Source organism: Ligilactobacillus sp. JN-6 (Y).1 (assembly GCF_058111525.1).
This window is the reverse complement of record NZ_CM176599.1, coordinates 1233603-1256184: the sequence shown is the minus strand read 5'-3', so window position 1 is coordinate 1256184 and position 22582 is coordinate 1233603. Positions and strand designations below refer to the sequence as shown.

The 22582-nt window shown below is 37.8% G+C and carries 27 protein-coding genes; 6 read left to right on the top strand and 21 right to left on the bottom strand.

Going from position 1 to position 22582, the window contains the following annotated elements; all coding sequences use genetic code 11:
* Positions 1 to 115 precede the first annotated feature (115 nt).
* The 11 genes from AC3XNE_RS05855 to AC3XNE_RS05805 all read right to left on the bottom strand — a co-directional run bounded on the left by AC3XNE_RS05855 (position 116) and on the right by AC3XNE_RS05805 (position 6302).
* A complete protein-coding gene (locus AC3XNE_RS05855) occupies positions 116 to 529 on the bottom strand; it encodes a hypothetical protein (protein WP_489831183.1) in 414 nt (137 codons plus the stop codon).
* Position 530: 1 nt separating this feature from the next.
* The gene (locus AC3XNE_RS05850) at positions 531 to 935 is read right to left on the bottom strand and encodes a phage replication protein (protein WP_489831182.1); all 405 of its coding nucleotides are present in this window, start codon (positions 933 to 935) and stop codon (positions 531 to 533) included.
* A gap of 57 nt (positions 936 to 992) precedes the next feature.
* Positions 993 to 1196, bottom strand: coding sequence for a hypothetical protein (locus AC3XNE_RS05845; protein ID WP_489831181.1), 204 nt, complete (start codon positions 1194 to 1196; stop codon positions 993 to 995).
* Between the two features lie 16 nt (positions 1197 to 1212).
* A complete protein-coding gene (locus AC3XNE_RS05840) occupies positions 1213 to 1422 on the bottom strand; it encodes a helix-turn-helix domain-containing protein (RefSeq protein ID WP_489831180.1) in 210 nt (69 codons plus the stop codon).
* 345 nt (positions 1423 to 1767) lie between these two features.
* Positions 1768 to 2190: a hypothetical protein gene (locus AC3XNE_RS05835; protein WP_489831179.1), complete on the bottom strand. Its 423-nt coding sequence runs from the start codon at positions 2188 to 2190 to the stop codon at positions 1768 to 1770.
* A 389-nt stretch (positions 2191 to 2579) separates the two neighbouring features.
* Positions 2580 to 4226 (bottom strand): phage/plasmid primase, P4 family, encoded by a 1647-nt coding sequence (locus AC3XNE_RS05830; RefSeq protein WP_489831178.1) that lies wholly within the window; start codon positions 4224 to 4226, stop codon positions 2580 to 2582.
* The gene (locus AC3XNE_RS05825; protein ID WP_489831177.1) at positions 4219 to 5013 is read right to left on the bottom strand and encodes a bifunctional DNA primase/polymerase; all 795 of its coding nucleotides are present in this window, start codon (positions 5011 to 5013) and stop codon (positions 4219 to 4221) included. Before AC3XNE_RS05825 ends, AC3XNE_RS05830 begins: the two co-directional genes overlap by 8 nt.
* Before the next feature lie 158 nt (positions 5014 to 5171).
* The gene (locus AC3XNE_RS05820; RefSeq protein WP_489831176.1) at positions 5172 to 5501 is read right to left on the bottom strand and encodes a hypothetical protein; all 330 of its coding nucleotides are present in this window, start codon (positions 5499 to 5501) and stop codon (positions 5172 to 5174) included.
* Positions 5501 to 5638, bottom strand: coding sequence for a hypothetical protein (locus AC3XNE_RS05815; protein ID WP_489831175.1), 138 nt, complete (start codon positions 5636 to 5638; stop codon positions 5501 to 5503). Before AC3XNE_RS05815 ends, AC3XNE_RS05820 begins: the two co-directional genes overlap by 1 nt.
* Before the next feature lie 170 nt (positions 5639 to 5808).
* Entirely contained in the window at positions 5809 to 6084 is a 276-nt protein-coding gene (locus tag AC3XNE_RS05810; RefSeq protein ID WP_489831174.1) for a helix-turn-helix domain-containing protein, read from the bottom strand.
* 20 nt (positions 6085 to 6104) lie between these two features.
* Entirely contained in the window at positions 6105 to 6302 is a 198-nt protein-coding gene (locus AC3XNE_RS05805; RefSeq protein WP_489831173.1) for a helix-turn-helix domain-containing protein, read from the bottom strand.
* A 138-nt stretch (positions 6303 to 6440) separates the two neighbouring features.
* Between AC3XNE_RS05805 and AC3XNE_RS05800 the strand changes: the two genes are divergently transcribed.
* The 3 genes from AC3XNE_RS05800 (at position 6441) to AC3XNE_RS05790 (ending at position 9101) form a co-directional block, all read left to right on the top strand.
* Positions 6441 to 7052 carry a helix-turn-helix domain-containing protein gene (locus AC3XNE_RS05800; protein ID WP_489831172.1) on the top strand — a complete coding sequence of 204 codons (612 nt, stop codon included), beginning with the start codon at positions 6441 to 6443 and terminating at the stop codon, positions 7050 to 7052.
* Positions 7053 to 7113: 61 nt separating this feature from the next.
* Complete coding sequence (locus tag AC3XNE_RS05795) at positions 7114 to 8268, top strand: site-specific integrase (protein ID WP_489831171.1); 1155 nt, start codon at positions 7114 to 7116, stop codon at positions 8266 to 8268.
* A 131-nt stretch (positions 8269 to 8399) separates the two neighbouring features.
* The gene (locus AC3XNE_RS05790) at positions 8400 to 9101 is read left to right on the top strand and encodes a potassium channel family protein (protein ID WP_489831170.1); all 702 of its coding nucleotides are present in this window, start codon (positions 8400 to 8402) and stop codon (positions 9099 to 9101) included.
* Between the two features lie 66 nt (positions 9102 to 9167).
* Here AC3XNE_RS05790 and AC3XNE_RS05785 read toward each other — a convergent pair whose 3' ends face one another.
* The 4 genes from AC3XNE_RS05785 to AC3XNE_RS05770 all read right to left on the bottom strand — a co-directional run bounded on the left by AC3XNE_RS05785 (position 9168) and on the right by AC3XNE_RS05770 (position 12518).
* Complete coding sequence (locus AC3XNE_RS05785; RefSeq protein WP_489831169.1) at positions 9168 to 9812, bottom strand: SDR family oxidoreductase; 645 nt, start codon at positions 9810 to 9812, stop codon at positions 9168 to 9170.
* A gap of 99 nt (positions 9813 to 9911) precedes the next feature.
* Entirely contained in the window at positions 9912 to 11129 is a 1218-nt protein-coding gene (locus AC3XNE_RS05780; RefSeq protein WP_489831168.1) for an AI-2E family transporter, read from the bottom strand.
* A gap of 259 nt (positions 11130 to 11388) precedes the next feature.
* Complete coding sequence (locus tag AC3XNE_RS05775) at positions 11389 to 12249, bottom strand: fructosamine kinase family protein (protein WP_489831167.1); 861 nt, start codon at positions 12247 to 12249, stop codon at positions 11389 to 11391.
* A 143-nt stretch (positions 12250 to 12392) separates the two neighbouring features.
* Positions 12393 to 12518, bottom strand: coding sequence for a hypothetical protein (locus tag AC3XNE_RS05770; protein WP_489831166.1), 126 nt, complete (start codon positions 12516 to 12518; stop codon positions 12393 to 12395).
* A 304-nt stretch (positions 12519 to 12822) separates the two neighbouring features.
* Here AC3XNE_RS05770 and AC3XNE_RS05765 point away from each other — a divergent pair, with 304 nt between their 5' ends.
* The 3 genes from AC3XNE_RS05765 to AC3XNE_RS05755 all read left to right on the top strand — a co-directional run bounded on the left by AC3XNE_RS05765 (position 12823) and on the right by AC3XNE_RS05755 (position 15032).
* Positions 12823 to 13497 carry a YczE/YyaS/YitT family protein gene (locus tag AC3XNE_RS05765; protein ID WP_489831165.1) on the top strand — a complete coding sequence of 225 codons (675 nt, stop codon included), beginning with the start codon at positions 12823 to 12825 and terminating at the stop codon, positions 13495 to 13497.
* A gap of 96 nt (positions 13498 to 13593) precedes the next feature.
* Positions 13594 to 14043 carry a hypothetical protein gene (locus AC3XNE_RS05760; RefSeq protein WP_489831164.1) on the top strand — a complete coding sequence of 150 codons (450 nt, stop codon included), beginning with the start codon at positions 13594 to 13596 and terminating at the stop codon, positions 14041 to 14043.
* On the top strand, positions 13989 to 15032 hold the full coding sequence (locus AC3XNE_RS05755; protein WP_489831163.1) for a hypothetical protein: 1044 nt from the start codon (positions 13989 to 13991) through the stop codon (positions 15030 to 15032). The genes AC3XNE_RS05760 and AC3XNE_RS05755 overlap by 55 nt, the downstream gene beginning before the upstream one ends.
* 409 nt (positions 15033 to 15441) lie before the next feature.
* Here the strand turns inward: AC3XNE_RS05755 and AC3XNE_RS05750 are convergent, their stop codons facing one another.
* From AC3XNE_RS05750 to AC3XNE_RS05725, 6 genes are all read right to left on the bottom strand, one after another.
* Positions 15442 to 15873, bottom strand: coding sequence for an OsmC family protein (locus AC3XNE_RS05750; RefSeq protein WP_489831162.1), 432 nt, complete (start codon positions 15871 to 15873; stop codon positions 15442 to 15444).
* 87 nt (positions 15874 to 15960) lie between these two features.
* Positions 15961 to 17067, bottom strand: coding sequence for an SLC13 family permease (locus AC3XNE_RS05745; protein WP_489831161.1), 1107 nt, complete (start codon positions 17065 to 17067; stop codon positions 15961 to 15963).
* A 120-nt stretch (positions 17068 to 17187) separates the two neighbouring features.
* A complete protein-coding gene (locus AC3XNE_RS05740; protein WP_489831160.1) occupies positions 17188 to 17451 on the bottom strand; it encodes a CsbD family protein in 264 nt (87 codons plus the stop codon).
* A 539-nt stretch (positions 17452 to 17990) separates the two neighbouring features.
* Entirely contained in the window at positions 17991 to 18965 is a 975-nt protein-coding gene (locus AC3XNE_RS05735; RefSeq protein WP_489831159.1) for a GAS domain-containing protein, read from the bottom strand.
* A 19-nt stretch (positions 18966 to 18984) separates the two neighbouring features.
* On the bottom strand, positions 18985 to 20820 hold the full coding sequence (locus AC3XNE_RS05730; RefSeq protein WP_489831158.1) for an ABC transporter ATP-binding protein: 1836 nt from the start codon (positions 20818 to 20820) through the stop codon (positions 18985 to 18987).
* Positions 20820 to 22556, bottom strand: coding sequence for an ABC transporter ATP-binding protein (locus AC3XNE_RS05725; RefSeq protein WP_489831157.1), 1737 nt, complete (start codon positions 22554 to 22556; stop codon positions 20820 to 20822). The genes AC3XNE_RS05730 and AC3XNE_RS05725 overlap by 1 nt, the downstream gene beginning before the upstream one ends.
* Positions 22557 to 22582: the final 26 nt, after the last annotated feature.

Below are 22582 nucleotides of genomic sequence, written 5' to 3'. Positions count from 1 at the left end.
CTAAAAGCATTTGCAAGGGGCTATTTGTAATAAATGGACCCCAAACGCCTGTTTTTTTTAGGGCCTTGCCAATCTTGCCATACTTTCCTTTTTTAGGACCTCAGAAATGTAAGGATCACTTAAAGAAGTCCTTGCGTTTCTCACGGTCAGCTGCAAAATATTCATGTTTATTGCTTTGCCCCAGTTCGTATTGCTGCTTGCGGTAGGCTCGCTCTTTTTTAGTCATTGATCGAATATGTCTACCACTATAAACAGAGGCTTCAAGCAACTTACTGACCGGCTCATTAGTACACTCAAATACCGCCATACTATTATTGATGATCGTAGAAATGTGATTCTTATTTGCCTCATAGTCTTCACAATAACGGTTAAAATCTTTTTCGTTTTTAAAGATAATGTCAGGCTGACCGATAAGAATAATACCACCGTCAATTAAAGGCTGGATCAAAAAAATGTCAGGTAGATCAACCTTATTCTTGCTTTCAAGGTCCTTTAAACGCGCCTGTATGCTGTTTGTGCTCCATTTCATACTATCCGCCCTCTTGATCTGTCATACGCTCTAATTTGTCGATACGCTCCGTTATGTCGTCTAATTCAAGCGCCTTATAAGCGTTGTCAAGAATGATAGACGCAACACGGATCTTATCGCTGTTATTGGCCTCTGTATCATTCAAAATACCAACAAGGACTTTCACAGCGCTTGTGCTGGCCTGTTGAATGGCCTGAGTTGTTTCTTGCATGATCAGACGTTTCATTTCGTTATAACGTTTTTGAAAGGTCGGATCGTTTAAATATTTATAGCCTGTATTATGAGTGATACCGGCTTTCTTATATGCTGCTTCGTTGGTGTTTTCGGTGAACAAGGCCACTAACAAACGTTCTTGTTTTGGCTTTAATTTATCAATATTCGTACTGATTTTTACACCCTCTTTCATGTTGTTTTTGCTTATTTTTGTACTGTTTCAGCTTATTTTTAGGATAAAACGGCCATTTTAGCCTTTACCGATCTCAAACAACTCTTCCACAGAAATACCTAATAGATCACTGACTTCTTGCGGAGCTAATGTTTCTATGCACCAGGTCCAATTATTATCAAGAAACTCATCTACACGACTGTTAAGTTCTTTTTCAGTCTGCAGCTGCTGCTGAACTTCGGTAACTAACTGGTTATATTGTTCTCGCCGTTGATCTGTCATGCTGTACCCCCTTCCGTTATCGTATACGCTCTATTTCATACCTGTTCTTGACTGCCAAAGGCTCTAATAAGTCAATGAAACGCTGCTTTTGTCGTTCATTCATATCTTGAGCCATAATAGCTGAAATACGTTGTGGAGAAACACCAAGCGCATTTGCCACATCTGACTGGGTCATGCCACTTTCTAGCATTAGTTTCCTGATCTCGATATTATAAAAGATCTTCATTGCTCCACCTCCTAATATCATATTGATGTCGTATTGATATTATAAATACATTATAGCATATTTTCAGACTTGTAGTATACAAAAACTGTAAAATAAACTTTCCGATTTATTTCAGTAATATTGCTATAATTCATACATACTCATATACGGCTTTATTTTGCGTTCTAAGAGCTTTTAATATGCTTTGGTGCAATTATGCGTTTGTCATGCTTAAATCGCCCTAGCATACACAAAAATAGCTTGAATTATAGCTTGAATTATAGCTTGAATTAATAAAAGAGTGCTGCTATTTCTAACAACACTCCCAAAAAGACTATTTTATTTTAGATCGTTATTCATAATCTCCTATCTGTGGACAGTCATTTCTTCTTGTTCCTCGGCTTCAATCTGTCGCCATTCTTCTTTCGAAAATACATCCTGGTCTTTAGCTTGTTGCTTTAAAGCTGCATAATATTTTTTATCCTGTGGCCTTACCTCAAGCCAATGTTCCATAATATCCAATAACCAGCCATGATTAACAGACACCAGCGTATCACATTTTTGTTCTAGCTTTTTGTATTCACCCATGGCATGCTCATATTCAAAGTACAATCTAGTTAAACGATAACTTCCAAAAACTGGGATCTTATTCAAAAATGGACGGTTTATATCGTCTGCAATTTCTTGTATGGCACACACTAACAGAGTAGTTTTCTTTAGCAGTTCATCTATTTCTTGCTGTTGCTCTATAATCATCCTAAGCAGCTTATTTAATGTTTCTTCGGTCATAATTACATCTCCATTTAATTTAATATCTCTGTTCGCCTATCGGCTACCTTTCTCATTTCGGTAAGTTCATGAAATACCATCCTAAAGGTTTCCTTGAAATACCATTCTGTTAGGGTCTTCTTCTACGAACAAGACGGGAGCTTCCATCTTGTAAGACGGGTTACTGGTTCATAAAAAACATTGTTATATCGACGTTCATAACACTTTAAGGGAATAAGATGGGAAAAAGTAAATTATTTAACACCTCTCACACCTTTTTATTATTTTTAATTTTTTGACCCCCCTATTTAAAATCAAAAAAAAGTATCTTACTCACTTAAACGGCGGTGTTATGGGATATTTGCCATCTTATTTGCCATCTTATGAACTGGTTCATTGCCTTTAATATTTTAACTATTTATATATGAGGTTGCTGTTAATTTAAGGCCGATCACTCTACTAAGCTGTCTTTTGTCATTTTTGTTCCAACCTTTATAACTCCTATCAATCGTATAGCCTCGAGTTTTTAGCTGACTTCTGAACTCTTTCATATTGGTTAGTTTATCGGCTACACTTGTGGACAAGACTTTCTTTTCATACTCACGATAAGAATTAAACGCTGCCTCAACAGTTTCACCACGATCATCATTGATTTTTGTTTGATCAGTATATTCTTCCAGCCATTGACCTAGATTATCATTGTTAGCAAGAAATTCTTTTGTAGACTTTTTAGCACTCTCAGGTATCGTAAATAATCCATTCTTAATAGCTCGAATAGCTTTTAACATACATTGATATACAAAGCGTGGTTTTTCCTGTTCTATGGTTTTAAAGTTAATGTTTAAATTTTCCCAAGCTTGACGGTTGCGTCTAAAGTTAGGACTGACTGTTTCAACAATAATAAAACGGTCGGCCATGCCTTCTGAACTATCGTTGTACTGTGGATAAAAGTTTGAGGCAACAAAAGTTGTAGCGTGTGAAGTAAAATTAAATCTTTGCCCGCCTTTTAATTGCCCTGTTATAAGGTCATCACCTAATTGACTTTTAAATGATTCGGTATTGTATATCATGCCTTTTCTTAATTCGTTGACGATATCCACATCTTTACCATATAAATCAGCGGAAACGAACTGCGAGCCAGCTCCGCTATAATCTTGTGGCGCAATCGTGGCCACATTTTCGACATTATATATTTTTTTGATTAGCCAATTGAGCAGTTGTGTTTTACCGTTTCCACCTTTACCATGGATAAATAGCGCTTGGTTAATTGGATAACTACCATAAAAACCATATCCAACAAACTCGCAAAATAAGTTATAAGCATCACCTAAAATTGCTTTGATGTAGCGTTCTGTTTCCGGCGTTGGTTCATGTGAGAGTTCAATATTGTAATCATGCTGCGCCGTAAGATAATATTTAGGGTCTTTGCTTAACAGCTTGCCTGTTTCCATATCAAACACACCATTTTTGAATGATGCCAATGCGGGGTTACGATCATTAAAAGGGTTGCCATATATATCACCGTTGTAGGTCATACTTTTTACTTTGTCAGTGGCGTTGTACTCTAGTTTTTGATTTTGAATGTTCCACTTATCTAAAGCTTGATCTATCATTGGCTTAACTAATGTGAACATTTTGCCTTTGATGATGTCCCACGTTCCTGTTTCCGGCTTGTATTGAGCCCCCTCAGGCATATCATCAAACCTTGTCATAGGATTAGCCTTCATGAATGCTTTGGCTAAATTGTAATATTTAACATCAACAACGAAAACATTGACTGTGACTGCGTTTTCGCCCTTGCCCTTCGTTTTAGCTGTCCAATATGCGTTTAGCCAGCTTGGTGTTTTGGTTTTTATTGTGTCATTCACATCTTTAAAATCAGTGCCGGTAAAATTTTCAGGCAGTTCTTCAGAATAAATGTTATATGGCTTTAAGCCTTCATTTATATCAAACCTAGACGCTTTTGCTTTAAGGCTTAAAATAGCGTCACTACGTATCCCAGCCCATTTTTGATCTATCTCATCAAGCTCTTTCGGTGTGATCTCTTCATCATCCATTTAAGCCGCCCCCTAACTTACTTTGTTCAAGCTTGAGGACACTCTTAAACGTATTATCAAACTCGGTCTTTTTAATTGGATCGTGACCGGTCAACTTGCTTTTTGTGACCCACCACATCAATTCATATATTTTTGAAGGCTGCACACCTTGACCGATCAAAAAACCAATTTCTTTTGTGAGCCAACTGTTACGGCTTCCTTCCGGTGCGCCATCTAATAATCTATTGATCGTTTTACCAACAAAAGTTATTTCTCCAGGAACATGGCCATTTGTCGGCTTATATCTCGGTTTCAGTGCCTGAGAAACGTATTCTAACAACCATTCGGGCGCCTCAGCTATATCATTGCTCTTAGTGAGCTCATAACCAACACTAGGAACCGTCTTGATTTGATCACCACGAACTTCAACACCTTTCAGTATGTCAAGATGATTGAATTTTTCACCGTTATACTTGAAGAAAACATGCAAGCCGTTGTTTGGTGTCCGCTCTATCCTCGTATTAGTTGGTACTTCAATGCTAGCTTGGCCGAGTGAAGTTAAGCCTTCTTGTTGGCCTTGATGATTGTCAATATCTAACACGATCAGGCCATCTAGCTTAATTGATACATCTGCTTCAGGATGTGCCTGAAACATTTCAAACACCCGCTCAGGATCATTTGAAGCGTCCTTCTGGGCGTGTGTGCCTTTGAACGGTGCTTTCTTACCTGGTACAGTCGGATAAACCGCTATACCGTTGTTAGCAAGTTCTAATGCTGCATCTAAATTTTTGAACTCTTGGTTTTTCAATAAAAAAATCTTCTTTCGTTAAGAGGATGAAATCATCCCCCTTATTTTTTTCTTTCATACAAAAATGCTCCTTTAAGCTTTTTAAGTGTGGTGTCACGATATTTTTATGTGCTTGCGTTTTTACATCTACGCAATATGATGTTCTTTAACTGTTTTTACTATTCATCTGGGCAAAGATCATCAGAGATCTTTGCTAGGCTTCCTCGAATGTCTTCGATATTATCCAAGACATCACCTAAGCCGCTATTTAAAAAGAAATAGCCTATTTCCTTGTCGCCCCGTCTATTGCATGTGGCGACTAGATCTAAATAATTAAAAATCATTTTGACCTGGTTTATAGCATTCAAGACTTGGCTAGATTCATCTGCTAAAAAATCGCTTGTGACTGGAACACCGCCTTGAACGGTGGTATCATGATGTTGATACAATTTTTGATGTTCCTTGCTTTTGCTTTGGTCGGCAAGCAAGGCTTTTTTTGTGTCTGCCATTATTTAACATCCTTTCTTGTTTCATACTCTTCAAATTCACGTTTGAGTTTCGCAACTTGTTTTCGATCACGTATATAAATGATTAGCATTGCCACCAAAAAACCAGCATCAAACCCAATTACTAATGTGGTAAGCATTGCTATCGTCCTTTCTTATTAACTTCTTGCCAAAAACAACCGCCTGTTATAAAACAACCAATACTTAAAAGTACCAGGGCAAAAATTAGTTTTGTCATTGAAATAGTTACCATTTTGATCACCTCCTTAAAATTGTTAGATCACGCTTGCCAGCCAGCTGCGTTTATTTTTTATTTTGAATGATCTAACATAAATTTATCTATCTCAGAACGCTTAAAACGATACGTGCCACCGATAAGCGTATATCTTGGTGCCTTGCCCTTGCGGATCCATGTATCAAGCGTGTTCCGCGAAATATTGAGATACTTGCAAACCTCGCCTTTTCCCATATATTCAGGAACTTGTTTACTTAGATCAGTACCGCTTAATACTTCAGCAACAACTTTACTGACAGAGTTTTGAAGTTCTATTTCAAATTCTGCCGGCATTTCAAAATTCATTTGCATATAAACAACCCCTCGTATTATTAATTTGCATACTCTTTTATTAACCAGTCGTTGAGTTTTTTGAATGTACTTAACCGAACATTAGATTGTTCATGCTTAAAAATATTGTTTAGTGTCCAGCGGCTAACTCCGACTTCTTGAGCTAATTGACTTATGGAAAGCCCTAATTCCCCTCTTTTACGCTTTATAGCAACAATTTGATCATTGGTAAGTTTCATATAAATCACCTCTCTCCCGTTTTGGTCACTCCCAATGTGGTCATTATAACCAAACAAAATGGAGAATGTCAAATCTTTTTTCTCCCAAATCGGTTGGAACATGTTATTATTATTTTGTAGGAAAAGAGGTGTTTGCTTTTGAAAAATAGAATTGCTGAATTGAGAAAAGAAAAAAATGTAACACTAAAACAAGTCGCAAAGGCGGTGGGGGTTAGTGATAATACTATTAGTAGATATGAAAATGGAAAAAGAGAGCCTAAACTACTAACGTGGATGAAACTTGCAAAATATTTTGATGTGAATGTTCCATATTTACAGGGAGTTTCTGATTTTAATACACACGACAAAAACGAGGTATTTAATCACTTAATAAATGAGTTTGATGAAAAATATTCTGACGTTATTAAAGCAGATAACGACAATCAAAAAGTAATCTTTTCTGGCATGGTTAAAATATTTATACAACTGATGCAAGTTCCGTACGATCAATACCAGGATGAAAAAGAAATGTCGAAAATAGTTGATGAGGAAAGAAAACATATCAATCAAGAAACTATTAACTTATTCAAGGAACAAAAAAAAGAAACACAAAAGCAAAGAGAAAAGTATGTTATTAGTTGGACCAATTTTTTAGATGAAATGTTAGACACTTCAAAATATTTCAAGCCTGGTAAATCAACAATGCTTGAATCTGACATTGAAAAATTAAAAAAATTGAATGACATTTTAGATAGACTCAATAACAAATAACTACATCTTCTATAGATAACCGCTTGCCAGCCAGCTGCGCGTTATGAAAGGAAAATGTATTATGGCATCATACAGCAAGTACCAAACTAAAAAAGGCACTAAATGGAAATTTCAGCTCTTTACCGGTCGAGATGATAACGGTAAACAGCTCATTAAAACCCGTCGCGGTTTTGACACAAAAAAAGAGGCCTCCACTGCTGCGGCTGCCTTAGAAAAGCAGTTACAGCGTGAAAGCCTCTTGAATAATCAATATCTAACTTTTAATCAAGTATACCTTGCTTGGCTCGAAAATTACAAGCTAACGGTTAAAGAATCGACTTACCAAACTATTATGTATTATTTCAGTAAAAGAGTTCTGCCAATCTTTGGAGATAGTCTAATATGTAAGATCACTGTTACGCAATGTCAAGATGTGATAAACGACTGGTTCAATAGCTCATATCAAAGTTATCAAGCTGTGATCAATTACATGTCACGAGTATTCAAGTATGCGATCCGCCTGAAATATATCACAGATAATCCGTTGGACGCTGTCACTATCCCGAGCAAACGCCAACAAAATAAAATCGTTAAAAGAATAGCGCCCGAGGATAATTATTACACCAAAGAGGAACTAGAAAAGTTTATGGTTTCTGCTAAGCAATATCAAAATAAGCAAGCCTACCCGCTTTTTAGGTTATTGGCGTTCACAGGCGCTCGTATTGGCGAAATATGTGCCCTCTCGTGGTCTGATATTGATTTTAGTACAAATACCCTAAGCATTAGTAAAACACGTGCTAACGGTGTACATGGCGTTATGATTCAACGTCCTAAGACTGAACAGAGTAACAGAATGATCGGCATTGATCAAAAGACGGCCAACATTTTGAAACAGTGGCAACTTGATCAACGAAAAATAATGCTTATTCTTGGTTATAATACTTTGAAGCCTGAACAGTTGGTTTTTACCAACATGCACAATAGTCTGTTACAACTGACTAGCGTTGCAAAACAGAATAAAGCTATTGCTAAGGCTGCTGAAATTAAACGGATAACTCCGCATGGCTTCCGTCACACTTATGCCACATTGGCAATATATGGCGGTATGACGCCCAAAGAGTTGCAAACTCAGCTCGGACATCGTAAGATTGAAACGACCCTAAATATCTATACCGCGGTCACTGATCAACAGAAAATTGGTATACCTGAAAAGTTTACTGCCTATGTGGATTTCTAAATCATTTTTGACTAACTTTTGACTAACAGAAGTTGCAAAAAGCTACAAACCATTGCACAATTAAAAATGTTAAATGTTGATATACCGGCAATTTATACATCATTGAGAGGAGCTGAAACCCTGTTTCTGAAATGGATAAGTTTAAAAATAAAAATCATGTCACACGTGCTGACGAAAACTACGCGATCATTGGATTGGGCAAATTTGGCGGAGCCTTATGTAAACAGCTTGCTGCTGAAAACCAGGAGATTTTGGCGATCGATACCAAGGAAAAACTGGTCAACCGCTACATGAACATTGCCAACAAGGCGGTTATCGCGGATGCTCAAGATGAAGAAGCATTACGTAAATTAAACATCGAAGCCTTTGATCATGTCTTTATTACTATTGGTTCTGACATTCAGGCTAGTGTCTTATCGGCTCTAAACTGTAAGGACCTAGGAGTGAAAGACTTGATATGTAAAGCGCAAGACCGCAGCCATGCTCGGATATTGGAGCGGATCGGAGCAGATCAAATCGTGCAACCCGAATCCGATATGGCAAAAAGGATCGTTATGCATCATCGTCAACCTCATATCATTGACTACTTGGATCTCAGTGAAGATGTAACTTTAGCCGAAGTGGAAGTCAACAAAAACCAATACACTGAAAGAACACTTGGAGAACTCTCATTAAGGAATAACTTTGATGTCAACGTGATCGCCATCATCCAAAAGGATCACGTCGATGTTTATCCAGATGCCCGCAGTATTATTCATTACAAGGACATGTTGGCGGTAATTGGTTCAGTAGATGCCGTTAATAATTTCGATCAAGAATTTAACGAAAATTAATAAAAAAGAGTCGTGTCGGTACCTCCTCTTGTGGAAGTCAGACACGACTTTTTAATAACCAAATTTTTACTTAGCTTTTTCAATTGCCTCTGCGATCGGTGTCTCACCGTTGATCAATGGAATGATCCTCCCGATCGATGAATCAGTGTGTAGACTAGCTGTAACTGCAGCAGCAACGTCTGCCCGACTGATCGATCCCCCTTTTTCTGGAACATCAGTCGTGACCTTACCTGTTTCTTCATCAAAGGTTAAACCACCTGGTTCTAGGATAGTATAATCCAGCGATGTCCTGCTCCGCAGCCACTCATCGGCATAGTATTTAGCAGCATAATATGGTTTGATAGTGACCCACTTAGACCGGTCTTCAGCAAAAATAGCACTGACCATTACAAATCTTTTTACACCAGCAAGTTCGGCTGCTTCCATACTTTTAACAGCACCATCAAGGTCAACTAACATAGTCATATCATCGCCGGTCTTACCACCAGAACCAGCTGAAAATACAATAGCATCGAACCCCTTTAACTGGTCGGCCATTTCTTCAGGTTGTTTTAACAAATCAAAAACCTCAGACTGAACATCTTGTTGACGAAAACTATCAACTTGTTCTTGTCTATGTGCACCAGCAGTGACTTGGTCACCTTCATCTTTTAGATGCTCAACAACTAAGCGACCGACATTTCCACCAGCACCTATTACGAAAACTTTCATTGAATGATCTTCCTTTCAAAGTTATTCTGATACTAAAGCCTAATCATATATTATTAATTCTAATATTCAGCTAAAGGTCAAGTCAAAGGATACCGCTTGCTACTTTTCGTCTTCATTGGAGATATCGTGTAGACTCGTCTGTTCTGAGACATAAAGATCTGGATGACTACGTTTAAACCAAGTAAAGTATGTTGAAACAACGACCTTGATAACGGCATAGCCTGGCACCCCCAGGATGACACCGGGTAAACCAAAGATCTTACCAGAAACAAGTAACACAAACAGAACTGTTAAGGGATGGAACTTCATACTATTACCTAAGATCAATGGTGAGATCAAGCGTCCTTCTAAAGTCTGCTCAATTACAAATACGATCAAAACTTTGACCAACATAAACGGAGAAGTGAACAACCCAACGGCGATCGCAGGTACCATCGCCAAAAATGAACCCAAGTACGGGATCAAGTTCAAAAGTCCGGCAATTATTCCTAATAACAAAGCAAACTTAAGCCCAATGACCATATAACCGATCCAAAACATCAAGGCAACAAAAAATGCTACGCCAAGTTGGCCACGAATATAGTTACTCAGCTGCGAATTCATACTTTTAAAAATATCTTTAACATTTAGGCGGTACCGGTTAGGTAAGAACCCAACTAAATAATCAGGCAATTCGTGTCCATCTTTCAATAAGTAAAATAAGATCAACGGTGCCGTTACGATAGCAATAACCACTGAGGTGATCCGCGAAATAATACTACCGATCGAATCAAGAGATTTAGGTAAGAAGTTCAGTGCTTTACCAGGCTTGAAAAATTCTCCCATATCGCCATTGATCGTACTTAGTTTATTTTGCAGATCCTTGAGACCATCGGCAGAGAAAAGGCTAACAACAAAATCTTCTAATTTAGACCAATAATCTGGCCAGTTAGCTAACAGATCTTTAATTTGGCTTTGGATCACTGGGATCAGTGAACCAACTCCCCATGCGATCAACAATGCTAAGACAATGAAAACGATCGTTACTATCAGCGAACGTTTGGCTTGAAATTTGTTTTCAGCCCAATCTACTAACGGATTTAGTAAATAGTAAAAGACCCCCGCAATAATGATCGGCAAGGCTACAGTGTTTAGAATAATAGTGAGTGGACTAAAGACCCAGCGCATTTTACTCAAAACCAATATGATCAAGGCCACTAATAAAATAACTAACATTGCAACAGCAAAGCGACTATTTATCACCCAACTAAAAAACCACGAAGCCGACCATTTTTTTTCTTGACTCTTTCCAGACGCTTTTTGCCCTTTTCCGTCCATTGTTATTCCTCTTTTCCAAATCATTTTTCATTATTATAAAATATTATTATGTCTACTAATAACTACATGTTAAAAAAATAAGTCCCCAGTAACCGGCTGGGAACTTCTGTGTGCATTACTAAACATCAAATTTGACGCGAATAAATTTATACCGGTTAACCATTTCCAGTACATTCTCATTATACATTGCCACGCAGAAAATGTCGAAATTAAAACTTATAAATTTGCTAAAATTAAATATCTTTCTAGCTAAAGGCAGCTATGCATCAGCAATAATACGTTTCATAGTATTGTCGACTGCCGTAGCGTACATCCCGCCAAACTTATCTAAATGAACCATCAACAAATACAGACTATAAAAATTCAAGCGTTTCTGATATCCCTCCGCCAATGGATATGCTTCTTGATAGGCGGAATAAAATTCTTGATCATAAGCCCCAAATACTAAGCTGCAACCAATATCAAACTCACGATCCCCATAGAATGCAGATGGGTCGATCAATGCCGGCCGGCCATCTTCTAGAAACATATGATTACCGCCCCAAAAATCACCATGTAATAAACTTGGTTTACTGTTATGATGAGCCAAAGCATCCACAATGATCGCACGAACTTGTTCATATTCAGTCAAAGATGAGTTAGACCATAGATGTTTATCGACCAAGGCATCTCTTAATTGATCCAACCTTTGATCAACAAAAAGTTCAGACCAGGTTTTAGTCCATTTATTTTCGAAAGTCATACTAGCTCCCTGATATGGTTCAGAAAAGCCATATTTATTATTCGGACTATAGTAGTGATGCATCTTAGCGACTAGACGGCCTAATTGAGCTTGACTGCCGCGATTTCCTTGTTTCAGATAGTTAAGCAATAAATACGCATCACCGTCGATCTGCCCGTTAGAGATCACTCTCGGTGCTTCAACGTCGGCTGCTGACAATGCTTTCAAACCGGCTATTTCGCCCGTATAAAAGTCTGCTGTTTGATCCTTTTGCACTAACAAAAAATACGGCCCCTCAGAAGTATCGACCCGATAGGCCAAATTAACATCTCCACCCGCCATAGGCTGGATCTGGCTGATCCCACTTAAAGGCAACTGTTCGATCCATGTTTTATCCATCAAATAACACCACCATTTTTAAAATCTTTTTCAATATAACCAATTTCCTATTATCTTGTCAAAAATAATAACACTACCCATGAATAGGATAGTGCCATTACAACTGAGATTCAAATTTTAAGTCTCTAAATTATTTTGCTGTCCTAGACAGGTACAGCAATTGGTCCCTTTTCTTTTGTTTTCTTCTTCTTTTTTTGCTTTTTGAGTTTTTCCTTGGCTTCCTTATAGACATCCTTTGGAGATGGAACGTTAAACTTTAAGACTATCATGATAAAAATCATCTTCCCTTATCGAAACGCCAACCAATTTTTAAGGCCCAACACATCTAGTTTCACTTTAACATCTGACTGTGATGATCAAATCTTTCCTTATCTGCAACATAGCATCTATTGGTAATTTTTTCAAGGTCATATAAAAGTTTGTTTTGTATCTTAGAAATTTCATAAATTAACTGAGAGTACAAGGACTTAAAAACAATTTTACCTAGTCCCGCATTTTGCCTTATAATGTAGATTGTACATATCTTTATTATAATATAGTCTGTTTTTTACTTTTAAGGGGTTCTTAATTACTATGTATCGTAACAATGGTTCTTTGACTGTCAGCGGAGACGTTATTTTCTTGATCATTTCTATTATGATCAATTCTTTTGGAAATGCGCTGACTGTGTCTCTAAATTTAGGGAGTGCACTATGGACAGCTTCTTCAGTTAATTTAGCACATCTTTTTGACTTCAGTCTGACTGGTGTTTTATTTTGGGAAGGAGTCGCTGTCGTTTTATCAAACGCCTTGATCATCCATAAATTCGATCCACGTCGTATCTTGGGTAATTTTGTCTTCATGATCCCTTTTAGTTATTTAGTTGGCATGATAACGAATTTACTTTCCCATACTGGCCTAAATACTTTACCATTAGTAGTTAAAGTTATTTTAGATTTATGCGGTATTTTATTCATTGCCGCTGGCATCTCAATTTATCAACGGGTCAACATAATCTTACATCCCAATGATGACTTCATGCAGATCATCCGTTTCAAATTTTTCCATGGTAACGCAGCTTTAGCCCAAACGATCTCTTTTTTAGTCCCTGTCACAATAATCGCTTTATGTGTGCTAGGAAACCATAATATATGGGCGATAAATATCGGGACCGTGTTTTCTTTCTTGTTCCAAGGATATTTTGTGGGTTTAAGTGACAAGATCATTTTTCCAAAATTACAACATCAAAACCTAGATTTTGACCGCTGATCACATAAGGGCATCCTCCTTGCAAATTACATGCTTTTAATAGCTAAGTATTTTATAATGATTTTAGTTTGTATAAACATTGAGGGGGATTATTACGTGCAAAAGGGATTTTATTGCTTATTCGACGAAAACGAACAGCTGCTCATCAATATCGTACAATATTTTTACCAACACAATATTGCTAATATTTCACTACTCAAATTAAAAAAAGAGTTAGCTATTAGTGCTTATCAGGCCAATATTGCATGTGATCAGCTTGCAGCGATCGGTAATTGTGATGATCATTTTTCCTTTAGTTTTGACAAAGATCATGGACTGACTCTAAACAATGTCACATCTCAAACGATCGATCTACTGACAATACTCATTGCTAAAAACTCCCTGAATATCAAAGTTTTGTTAAATGATGCTTTGGGTCTAGGCGGTTCACGCGATAACTTTATAAAAAAAAACGGGATCAGTCAGTCAACTTATTATCGTAGCAAGAAAAAATGTTTTACGATCTCAAACAAGAATTCCCTGACCAAACAATGTCCAATGAAGTAGAATACCGCAGTTTATTACAACACATCATTTTCTTCTTCTTTGGAAATAGTACTCCATCCTTAAAGGAGTCCAGTAAACAAGTCCATGATACATTAAACTTTCTGATCCTAAACTGGCAGCTTAAGCCGACATTCACAGAAAAAAGACAGTTTGCTTTCTTTATAACTATTCAATTTCTAAGAGTCAAAAATAAACAAACGATTTTATCTAGTGTGGATGACTTGTTAAGCAAGCCATTTAATCAGAATTTCGAACGCACAAAATCTTATTTGAAAAAAGCCTTAGCTCTCAGTGAGGAACAAGCTTACCATGAAGCTTTATTTTTTAATGCCTATATTTTAATTTATGACGCTACTCCACTGGGTGGTCAGCCTTCTCTTAAACGTAAAAATGAAGTAGACAAGTTGACGGAACAACAACTAAAAATCATTGAAGCTAATTTAATAGAAGCACACTGTTGTATTAAGTTTCCCAAGTTTACTAAGAAACTCAACAAGATCAACACACAAACTCTCTCGCCTTTTTTCTTTATTAATACTTATATTGATCAAAAGACAGTAAACTACTTCCTGGAATCATATCCTGTAAGCAGTAGTTTAGCAGTGAGATTTGTCGAAACACGCGAAAAGACGGGGCCTCCCTATCTTTCTTTGCAATCACGCTTGCAACTTTTCTATCAATATTTAGTATTGATTTTAAATGAACTCCCCGCAACGTTTTTACAAGATCAGATACATATAGTTGTCGACTTTTCAGTTGGTCGGACCTATAATCGTTTTATCCAAACACAGTTATTAAAATTGACAGCTGCTAATGTTGTGATCGATCCTAAAATTAATAAGCAAACTGATTTATTTATCTCAGATAAATTCAACCCCGGTGTCAAAGTTAAGCAACTGACTTGGAATTGTCCGCCGACACCGCAGGACTGGCAATTATTAAGGTCGTTGATCGTCGGATTTCATTTAGAAAGGAACAAATTCATATAAAAAATGAGGGGAGCCACGTCATGATCGTGTGCTCCCCTCATTTTCCCCTAAATAAAGGCCTAATGCCCGATAGCTGCTTCTAAACCACGCTTATGTGACAGCTACCTACAAATTATCAAGGCCCTTTGCTCAATAGACCCCTATGGTCTTACTCTAATATCTTTTAATATGTAATTACACAAATACACAAAATTGAGCTCTTTGTAACATTTCCCATTATACATAAACCAAGAACGCTATTCATTTAGCTCAACATTTTTATTCTCAAAAATTTTTACTTATGTTTCAAAAAAACGGTAATGTTTTTGCATAAAATTGTGCAAGGCATAGTTTCAATATGTTATTGACTATAACAAAAAAGCCTTATCAAAAACAACACATAAGGCTTTCTTTCAAATATCAAATTTTTTTAATTATCCCAGCCTTCGACCGCTTCGACACTATAGTTGTCACTGCCGCTCAATAACTGCGATACACAACATCTTTTCTCAGTTTCAGCTACAAGCTGCTTTGCTGTCTCAAAATCGACCTGTGGCACACAAATTTGCGCGTGAACTAAAAATTCGTAATGCGCTTTTTCACCAATATATGCGACCTTAGCTCTCACTTTGGCGTGATGTTCCAAATGATGCTCTTTTTCGACTGCCTGCACCGTTGCTACCAAGCAAGTGCATAATGACATCCCTAATAATTGCTCTGGGTTTGTACCCGGATGGTTGTTTAATGGGCTGCTAGTTTGTAAATTTAAACCTCCCGGAACATAAGCATGACCTTCTAACCCTTCTTCATTGTATGTTTCGGTCGTGTACAAAGCTGTTTTCCAACGTGGATCGTCTTTCATAATGAGCTCCCTCTTCCATTAATAATACTATATGGTTATTCTAACAAAAAGAGTTGCTAAGATTAACTCTGACGCCCTGATAGATCGCTACTGTAGCAGAACTAATAACAACCCTACTGAGCCCAAAGCCAGCAAACTCATCAAATTGACCTGAATAAAGACTTTGAAATAGCTTTTGCCTGGAGAACCAACGCGTGCAAAATACAATTTATAAGCGAGTAGGTTTGCTAAAGAAGCAACTAAAGTGCCTAAACCACCAATATTGACTCCAAGAAACAACGAGTACACGTACTTCGTATAAGGCGCTAATATGATCACGGCTGGTACATTACTGATGACCTGACTAACAGCCAAGCCGCTAAAATAAGTTCCTAAAGAAGTTGCACCCAACATACTCATAAAATCGTGAATGAGTGGGGCTCTCCCGACATCGCCAACAGCTATAAAAAACATCAAAAAAGTTAACAAAAGTGCATAATCGATCTGCCCAAATATTTTTGGATCCACCAACACGACTATAGCGATCGCTGCCACTAACATAACATAAGGAGGTAAAAGAGAAAAAATGCCGGTTAAAATAACAACAGTGGCAATAAGGGCCATAATAAGCTTGGTCCAGTTAAGCTTAAATTCAGGTAGTCTGATATTTTCTATTTTTTTACGTGGGATCTTAAAGGTAAATAACCAGAGCACCAATATACTAGCAACGGCGATCGGTAAGGACATCTGAATAAAATTGCTAAAACTTAAATTAAATCGGTTTAATAAGTATAAATTTTGCGGATTGCCAAATGGAGTTACCATACTCCCCAAATTTGCAGCAACATTGACTAAGACAATAGGCAAGACAACTGGCAAATCGACTCTGCGGGCAACTATGATCAAGATCGGTGTCAACGCAATGATCGCTGCGTCATTTGTCAAAAACATTGACGCAAAAAAAGAGCTGGCTACCATAATTTGTACTAAAAGTCTCTTAGTACTAGCTAACTTCACCAGTAATTTTGCACCGTAACTTAGGACCTGTAAATGTTCATAAACCGCTATCAACGCTAGTAAAGATGCTAAAGAGATCATCGTTTTCCAATCAATATCCGCTACGCGTGGACGGCTGACAAACATGCTTAATAACGCAACTGCAGCCGAAATTAAGAACATTTTGTCTTTTCCGATTTTCTTTAAAGTCCCACTCATCCTTATTTTCCCCTATCTTAGCACTTCAATTACTATAGTATAGTTAAGTTATTTTGCTCGAAAAGAAAAAAGCCTCGAGAGCTTTCACTTTCGAGGCAATTATAAATTTATAAAAGAAGATTATTCAGCTGCATCTTCAGCTGCATCTTTGAAGTCTTGCACCTTATCTTCTACAGTACCTTTAGCTTCTTGAGCAGCACCTTCGACTTTATCTTTAGTGTCTCCAGTAAAGCTGCCCTTGACCTGTTGTACCTTGCCGACTACTTCATCGCCAGCATGTTCCAAACGTTCCCTTAATTCTTCAACAGTATCCTCATCTTTTAATAATAAGTAACCAAGAACTACATTAGCTGTCAAGCTTACCCCTAATAAGAACTTACGCATACTCTAGCACCTCCATAGTTTTTAATACAAATAATATTATACACTAAAAAGGCTCGAATTGTAATCCAAAACGCTCGCTAAATATGAGAAAAAAGCAACCTTTAGCAAATTTAGCACGACCATCACAGTTTAGTAAGATAACTATCATCCACACTGCCAGAACTTAAATAATTTCTTTCACTTTTTTATATTTCAAAATTTAAGTCCGCTCATAGGGAAGCAAGAGTTGCTCCTTCAGACAACACATAGACAAAAAGGTGCAAGGGAATTGAATGATCCCTCACACCCCTGACCAAACAGACACGGAAAACCACGTCTTCTTACTGGTCACGCAAACGAAATTGCACTAATCCTTTTTACTTGCAGCATAACAAGCATATACAGAAAGAACAATTGCTACGATCGAAAGCCAAAATGCCCACGTTGTCATAATTATTCATCTCCTTATATTGGATTACGCACCCAACGTAACACATAAAATATAAAAAGTTAATATTTTTACGTTTATTTTTAAAAACCCTTTGGGATCCAATAATCACTTAAACGTTGAAATTAACTTTCAATAAATAGATATATAAGTGATCAGCTGAAATACCAATTCTAAAATCTACTCCCTTAGAGTGGATCGACTTAGTAGTTGTTTTCGTAGATCTGTCTGTATTCATTTGCTTTTTAAATTGTTTCAAAACTTCCTTAGGGTCAGCACCAACTACCGAGGCAAGTGTAGAAAATTTCAAAATAAAGTCACGCGCTTGTGTTTTATTCTTCATAGTTTTAACAGGGACGATCACTGCTAAGGCATTGACTTTGTCTCCTGTAACGTTAGCCCGTAGTCGAAAATCTTTTTGCTGTTGTAAATCATGGATCCCATCTTTTGCTTTTGCCGGAAGCTGATCTTTCTTAGCCGCTTTTTCGGCCTGAGCCAATTTTGGTTTTAAATCTTTTTGCTGTTGTTGCAGCTCCCGAGCTTCTTGTTTCAGCTTTGCTCCAGCTTGAGCCTGTTTTTGCAAATCAGCAGCAGCTTTTTGGTCTTGACTTTGAGCAACAGCTTTTTGATCAGCTGCTACCTTTTTTTGAATCCTTGCTTGTTGTTCTTTTAATTGCTGTCCTTGCTTTTGCATTGCCATTACAGCTTTTTGATCCTTGGCAGATAATTTAGTTATTACCAGTCCTTGATCATATTTCTGCTTTATCTGGGAATAACTTCCCAAAGGCTTGGTTTTGGCAACTTTAACAGTTTCTTTTTGCGAACCAGCTGTTAAATGAACTGTTTGCTCTTTTTCTTGGACTGGTACCATCACCGTATACGCTGAACTATCAGATTTAACTGATTTTTTCGGACCATTATCTATTTGATAACTTACACGATCCTGGTTTGTTTTTCCTTTGATGACGACTGCTAAACCGTCTGCTTCCAAATGATGGTCAGAAACCGAGAGCTTATCTTGACCACAACCTGTCAGGAACAATGCAGCAAATGCAAGCACTAAAGCTAACCTACTAAGTTTTTTCATATTTCACATTGCCTCCTGACTAAAATGATAAACCGCTGGTAAACTGACTATTATACAAGTCGGCGTAGAATCCGCCCAATTTCAATAATTGATCATGGGTCCCGGTTTCAACTACAGAGCCATGATTCATAACGATAATATTATCGGCATTTTGAATCGTAGATAAACGGTGGGCAACAACGAAACTAGTCCGACCCTTTAACAAACGCTCCATCGCATGTTGAATATGCAGTTCCGTTCTGGTATCAACAGAACTCGTTGCTTCATCCAAGATCAAGATCTCAGGGTCAGCCAAGAAGGCACGAGCGATAGTGATCAACTGCCGCTGTCCTTGGGAAACATTGGAACCAGATTCATTCAATACAGTATCATAGCCATCAGGCAAACGACGAACAAAGTTGTCAACGTGAGCGGCTTTAGAGGCGTCCATGATCTCTTCATCAGTTGCATCTTCACGACCGTACCTAATATTTTCGTAAATTGAGCCCGAGAATAACCAAGTATCTTGGAGGACCATCGCAAAATGAGAACGAACATCTTCGCGATCAATATCCCTGGTATCGACACCATTCAGACGAATATTTCCACCCTTAATATCATAGAAACGCTCTAATAAATTAATGATCGTCGTTTTACCAGCTCCGGTTGGTCCAACGATCGCGACCTCTTGACCTTGCTTGACTTGCAAATTGTAATCGGTCATCAAAAGATCTTTACCTTCATAACCAAATTTAACGTGTTGTAATTCTATCAAGTTAGAAGTTGATTCAACAGGACGATCATCTTTAGTATCTTTCATTTCTTCTTCGTCTATAACTTCGAAGATCCGTTCTGCAGATGCGATCGTCATCTGAATGGTATTCATCAAATTAGCCATTTGTGAGATCGGTTGTGAGAACTGGTTCATATACTGCAAGAAAGCCTGAATGTTACCCAAAGTAACTGTCCCGTTAGCAACCTGGATCCCGCCAATAATAGCAACAAACACATAACCAATATTATTCAAGAAGATCATCAATGGCATAACTACACCAGCAACAAATTGTGCTTTCCATGATGACTGGTAATAATTGTCATTTTCCTTCTTGAACGCCTTGATCGTATCAGCTTGCTTATTAAAACTTTTCAATACTTGTTGTCCAGCAAAGTTTTCTTCAACTTGGTCATTGATCAAGCCTAAACTTTTTTGTTGTGCTGCAAAATACTTCTGGGATTTAGGTGCAACGAACCCGACCACAAGTAGACTAACAGGGATCGTGATCAAAGCGATCAGTGTCAATTTCCAGCTGATAGTGACCATCATCCACAAAGTGCCGACAAACTGGACGATACTTGTCACTGCCTGTGTTAAATTTTGCTGCAAGATATTCGCAACGTTATCCATATCATTTACGGCACGACTCATAATGTCACCATTACTATGTGTATCATAATAGTTGATCGGCAAACGTTCCATTTTCCCCTTGAGATCTTTTCTCATTTTATAAACAGTATTTTGGGAAATGTAAGTCATGATCAATTGTTGCATAAAAGCAAAAAACGCTGCTGTTAAATACATCAAGATCACAATAATAATAATGTGAATTATTTTTTCGTAATTGATCGGTAAGCCATGAATGTCGATCCCCGCTTTTTGTTGCGAAGTACCCTTCATAACACCCTTATAAATCTCAGTCGTTGCTCGACCTAAAACCTTAGGTGTCCTGATCTGAAAAATAACACTGACGATCGCAAAGATCATAACAAAGATCAAGCCTATTATCCGATTGGACATATAGCCCAATAGACGACGTGTCGTTTTCCAAAAATTCTTCGGCTTACGACGACGTTCGATTGAATGTGAATTTTGAGCCATTAATCTTCATCCCCCTTTTTGATCTGAGAATTGATAATTTCCTGATATACCTCATTGCTGCCTTTTAATTGATCATGGGTCCCTTGGCCAACAACCTGTCCTTCATCTAATACCAAAATATTATCAGCATCTGCAACGGTAGCGATCCGTTCAGCAACGATAATGATAATACTTTGTTTCATATGATCATCGTCTTTTAAAGCCTGACGCAAAACTGAATCCGTCTTGAAATCCAACGCTGAAAATGAGTCATCAAAAACATAAACTGCTGCTTGTTTGACCAAAGCACGAGCGATCGTCAAACGTTGTCTTTGACCACCAGAATAATTATCACCGTTTTGCTCGACATATTGGTCCAGTCCTTCAGGATCTTCTTTAACAAAATCACTTGCTTGAGCAATATCCAACGCATGCCAAATTTCATCATCAGTAGCGTCTGATTTACCAAATTTCATATTCTCACGTAAACTTCCTCTAAACAGGACGGCTTTTTGAGGAACAAAAGAGATCATATCACGCAAATCATTCAAAGCATACTGTTGTAAATTTTGACCATCCAACAAGACTTGTCCTTTTTCTACATCGTAAAAACGAGGGATAAGATTGACTAAGGATGTCTTACCAGAGCCAGTCCCACCAATAATACCTAGTGTTTGTCCGCTCAACGCCTTAAAGTCAACATCCGTAAGGACTGGCTTTTCCGCATTAGTATAACGATAGTCGACCTGAGAAAATTCTAAAGAATGGTCTCCAGGAGTATTATCAGCCTGAACAGGGGCCGGAGCCTCTTTCAGAGTTGAACGTAGATCAAAGACTTCTTGAATACGTTTAGCCGAAGCCTGCGCACGAGGGATCATAATAAAGACCATTGACAGCATCATAAAACTAACTAGTATCTGGGCTGCATATGCCATAAATGAAATCAAATTACCAACAGGCATGGCTTGTGCGCCGATCAATTTAGCTCCAAACCAAACGATCGCAACGTTTGTTCCACTAATGATCAACTGAATGACTGGGAATGAAAAAGCCATAATGATGTTAACGTTGATTGCATTTCGTGTGAAATCTTGGTTGGCATCTTCAAAACGATCTTGTTCAAATTTGTCACGGCGAAAAGCACGGATAACACGAACCCCTGTTAGTCCTTCACGGAAAACACGATTTAATCGGTCTGTCTTAGTCTGCATAGCTTTAAATTTAGGAACTGCCATGTATAATAAGACCGCCACGAAAATTAGCATGATCGGTAAAACAACCAAAAAAACCAAGGTCAAACGATGGTTTTTGTTGTAAGCCAAAAAACTTGCCCCGATCAACATCACAGGTGACATCAACATCATCCGTAACATCATGATATAAACATTCTGAATCTGGATCACGTCATTAGTTGTTCTTGTGATCATAGACGATGTTTCGATTTGATCGTATTCATCATTAGACATATTGATAACTTTACTGTAAACATCATTACGCAACCTAGAACCAAGCTTCATCGACGCCCTGGAAGCTATAAAGACATTACCCGTGGCTGCAGCGATGCTTAGTAATGAAAAGCCGATCATCTTTAATCCGACCTTCCATATGTAATCGATATCTCCATTAACGACCCCATTATTAACAATGTCGGACGTAAGACTTGGAAGGTTCAAGTTAGCAGCTACTTGAACGATCATAAAAAGTACCGCACCAACAACTGCCCAAATCGACATTCGCCCTTTGGCGAGCTTAAACATTCATACTACCCCTTTCAACATAAACC

Excerpts from the sequence above, each read along its gene's own strand:
- AC3XNE_RS05775 (WP_489831167.1), bottom strand. The coding sequence starts at position 12,249 with ATGGATAAAACATGGATCGAACAGTTGCCTTTAAGTGGGATCAGCCAG.
- AC3XNE_RS05855 (WP_489831183.1), bottom strand. The coding sequence starts at position 529 with ATGAAATGGAGCACAAACAGCATACAGGCGCGTTTAAAGGACCTTGAA.
- AC3XNE_RS05780 (WP_489831168.1), bottom strand. The coding sequence starts at position 11,129 with ATGGACGGAAAAGGGCAAAAAGCGTCTGGAAAGAGTCAAGAAAAAAAA.
- AC3XNE_RS05795 (WP_489831171.1), top strand. The coding sequence starts at position 7,114 with ATGGCATCATACAGCAAGTACCAAACTAAAAAAGGCACTAAATGGAAA.
- AC3XNE_RS05840 (WP_489831180.1), bottom strand. The coding sequence starts at position 1,422 with ATGAAGATCTTTTATAATATCGAGATCAGGAAACTAATGCTAGAAAGT.
- AC3XNE_RS05730 (WP_489831158.1), bottom strand. The coding sequence starts at position 20,820 with ATGGCTCAAAATTCACATTCAATCGAACGTCGTCGTAAGCCGAAGAAT.
- AC3XNE_RS05765 (WP_489831165.1), top strand. The coding sequence starts at position 12,823 with ATGTATCGTAACAATGGTTCTTTGACTGTCAGCGGAGACGTTATTTTC.
- AC3XNE_RS05750 (WP_489831162.1), bottom strand. The coding sequence starts at position 15,873 with ATGAAAGACGATCCACGTTGGAAAACAGCTTTGTACACGACCGAAACA.
- AC3XNE_RS05835 (WP_489831179.1), bottom strand. The coding sequence starts at position 2,190 with ATGACCGAAGAAACATTAAATAAGCTGCTTAGGATGATTATAGAGCAA.
- AC3XNE_RS05790 (WP_489831170.1), top strand. The coding sequence starts at position 8,400 with ATGGATAAGTTTAAAAATAAAAATCATGTCACACGTGCTGACGAAAAC.
- AC3XNE_RS05735 (WP_489831159.1), bottom strand. The coding sequence starts at position 18,965 with ATGAAAAAACTTAGTAGGTTAGCTTTAGTGCTTGCATTTGCTGCATTG.
- AC3XNE_RS05785 (WP_489831169.1), bottom strand. The coding sequence starts at position 9,812 with ATGAAAGTTTTCGTAATAGGTGCTGGTGGAAATGTCGGTCGCTTAGTT.
- AC3XNE_RS05810 (WP_489831174.1), bottom strand. The coding sequence starts at position 6,084 with ATGCAAATGAATTTTGAAATGCCGGCAGAATTTGAAATAGAACTTCAA.
- AC3XNE_RS05740 (WP_489831160.1), bottom strand. The coding sequence starts at position 17,451 with ATGCGTAAGTTCTTATTAGGGGTAAGCTTGACAGCTAATGTAGTTCTT.
- AC3XNE_RS05830 (WP_489831178.1), bottom strand. The coding sequence starts at position 4,226 with ATGGATGATGAAGAGATCACACCGAAAGAGCTTGATGAGATAGATCAA.
- AC3XNE_RS05815 (WP_489831175.1), bottom strand. The coding sequence starts at position 5,638 with ATGCTTACCACATTAGTAATTGGGTTTGATGCTGGTTTTTTGGTGGCA.
- AC3XNE_RS05725 (WP_489831157.1), bottom strand. The coding sequence starts at position 22,556 with ATGTTTAAGCTCGCCAAAGGGCGAATGTCGATTTGGGCAGTTGTTGGT.
- AC3XNE_RS05845 (WP_489831181.1), bottom strand. The coding sequence starts at position 1,196 with ATGACAGATCAACGGCGAGAACAATATAACCAGTTAGTTACCGAAGTT.
- AC3XNE_RS05850 (WP_489831182.1), bottom strand. The coding sequence starts at position 935 with ATGAAAGAGGGTGTAAAAATCAGTACGAATATTGATAAATTAAAGCCA.
- AC3XNE_RS05745 (WP_489831161.1), bottom strand. The coding sequence starts at position 17,067 with ATGAGTGGGACTTTAAAGAAAATCGGAAAAGACAAAATGTTCTTAATT.
- AC3XNE_RS05820 (WP_489831176.1), bottom strand. The coding sequence starts at position 5,501 with ATGGCAGACACAAAAAAAGCCTTGCTTGCCGACCAAAGCAAAAGCAAG.
- AC3XNE_RS05805 (WP_489831173.1), bottom strand. The coding sequence starts at position 6,302 with ATGAAACTTACCAATGATCAAATTGTTGCTATAAAGCGTAAAAGAGGG.
- AC3XNE_RS05755 (WP_489831163.1), top strand. The coding sequence starts at position 13,989 with ATGTTTTACGATCTCAAACAAGAATTCCCTGACCAAACAATGTCCAAT.
- AC3XNE_RS05770 (WP_489831166.1), bottom strand. The coding sequence starts at position 12,518 with ATGATAGTCTTAAAGTTTAACGTTCCATCTCCAAAGGATGTCTATAAG.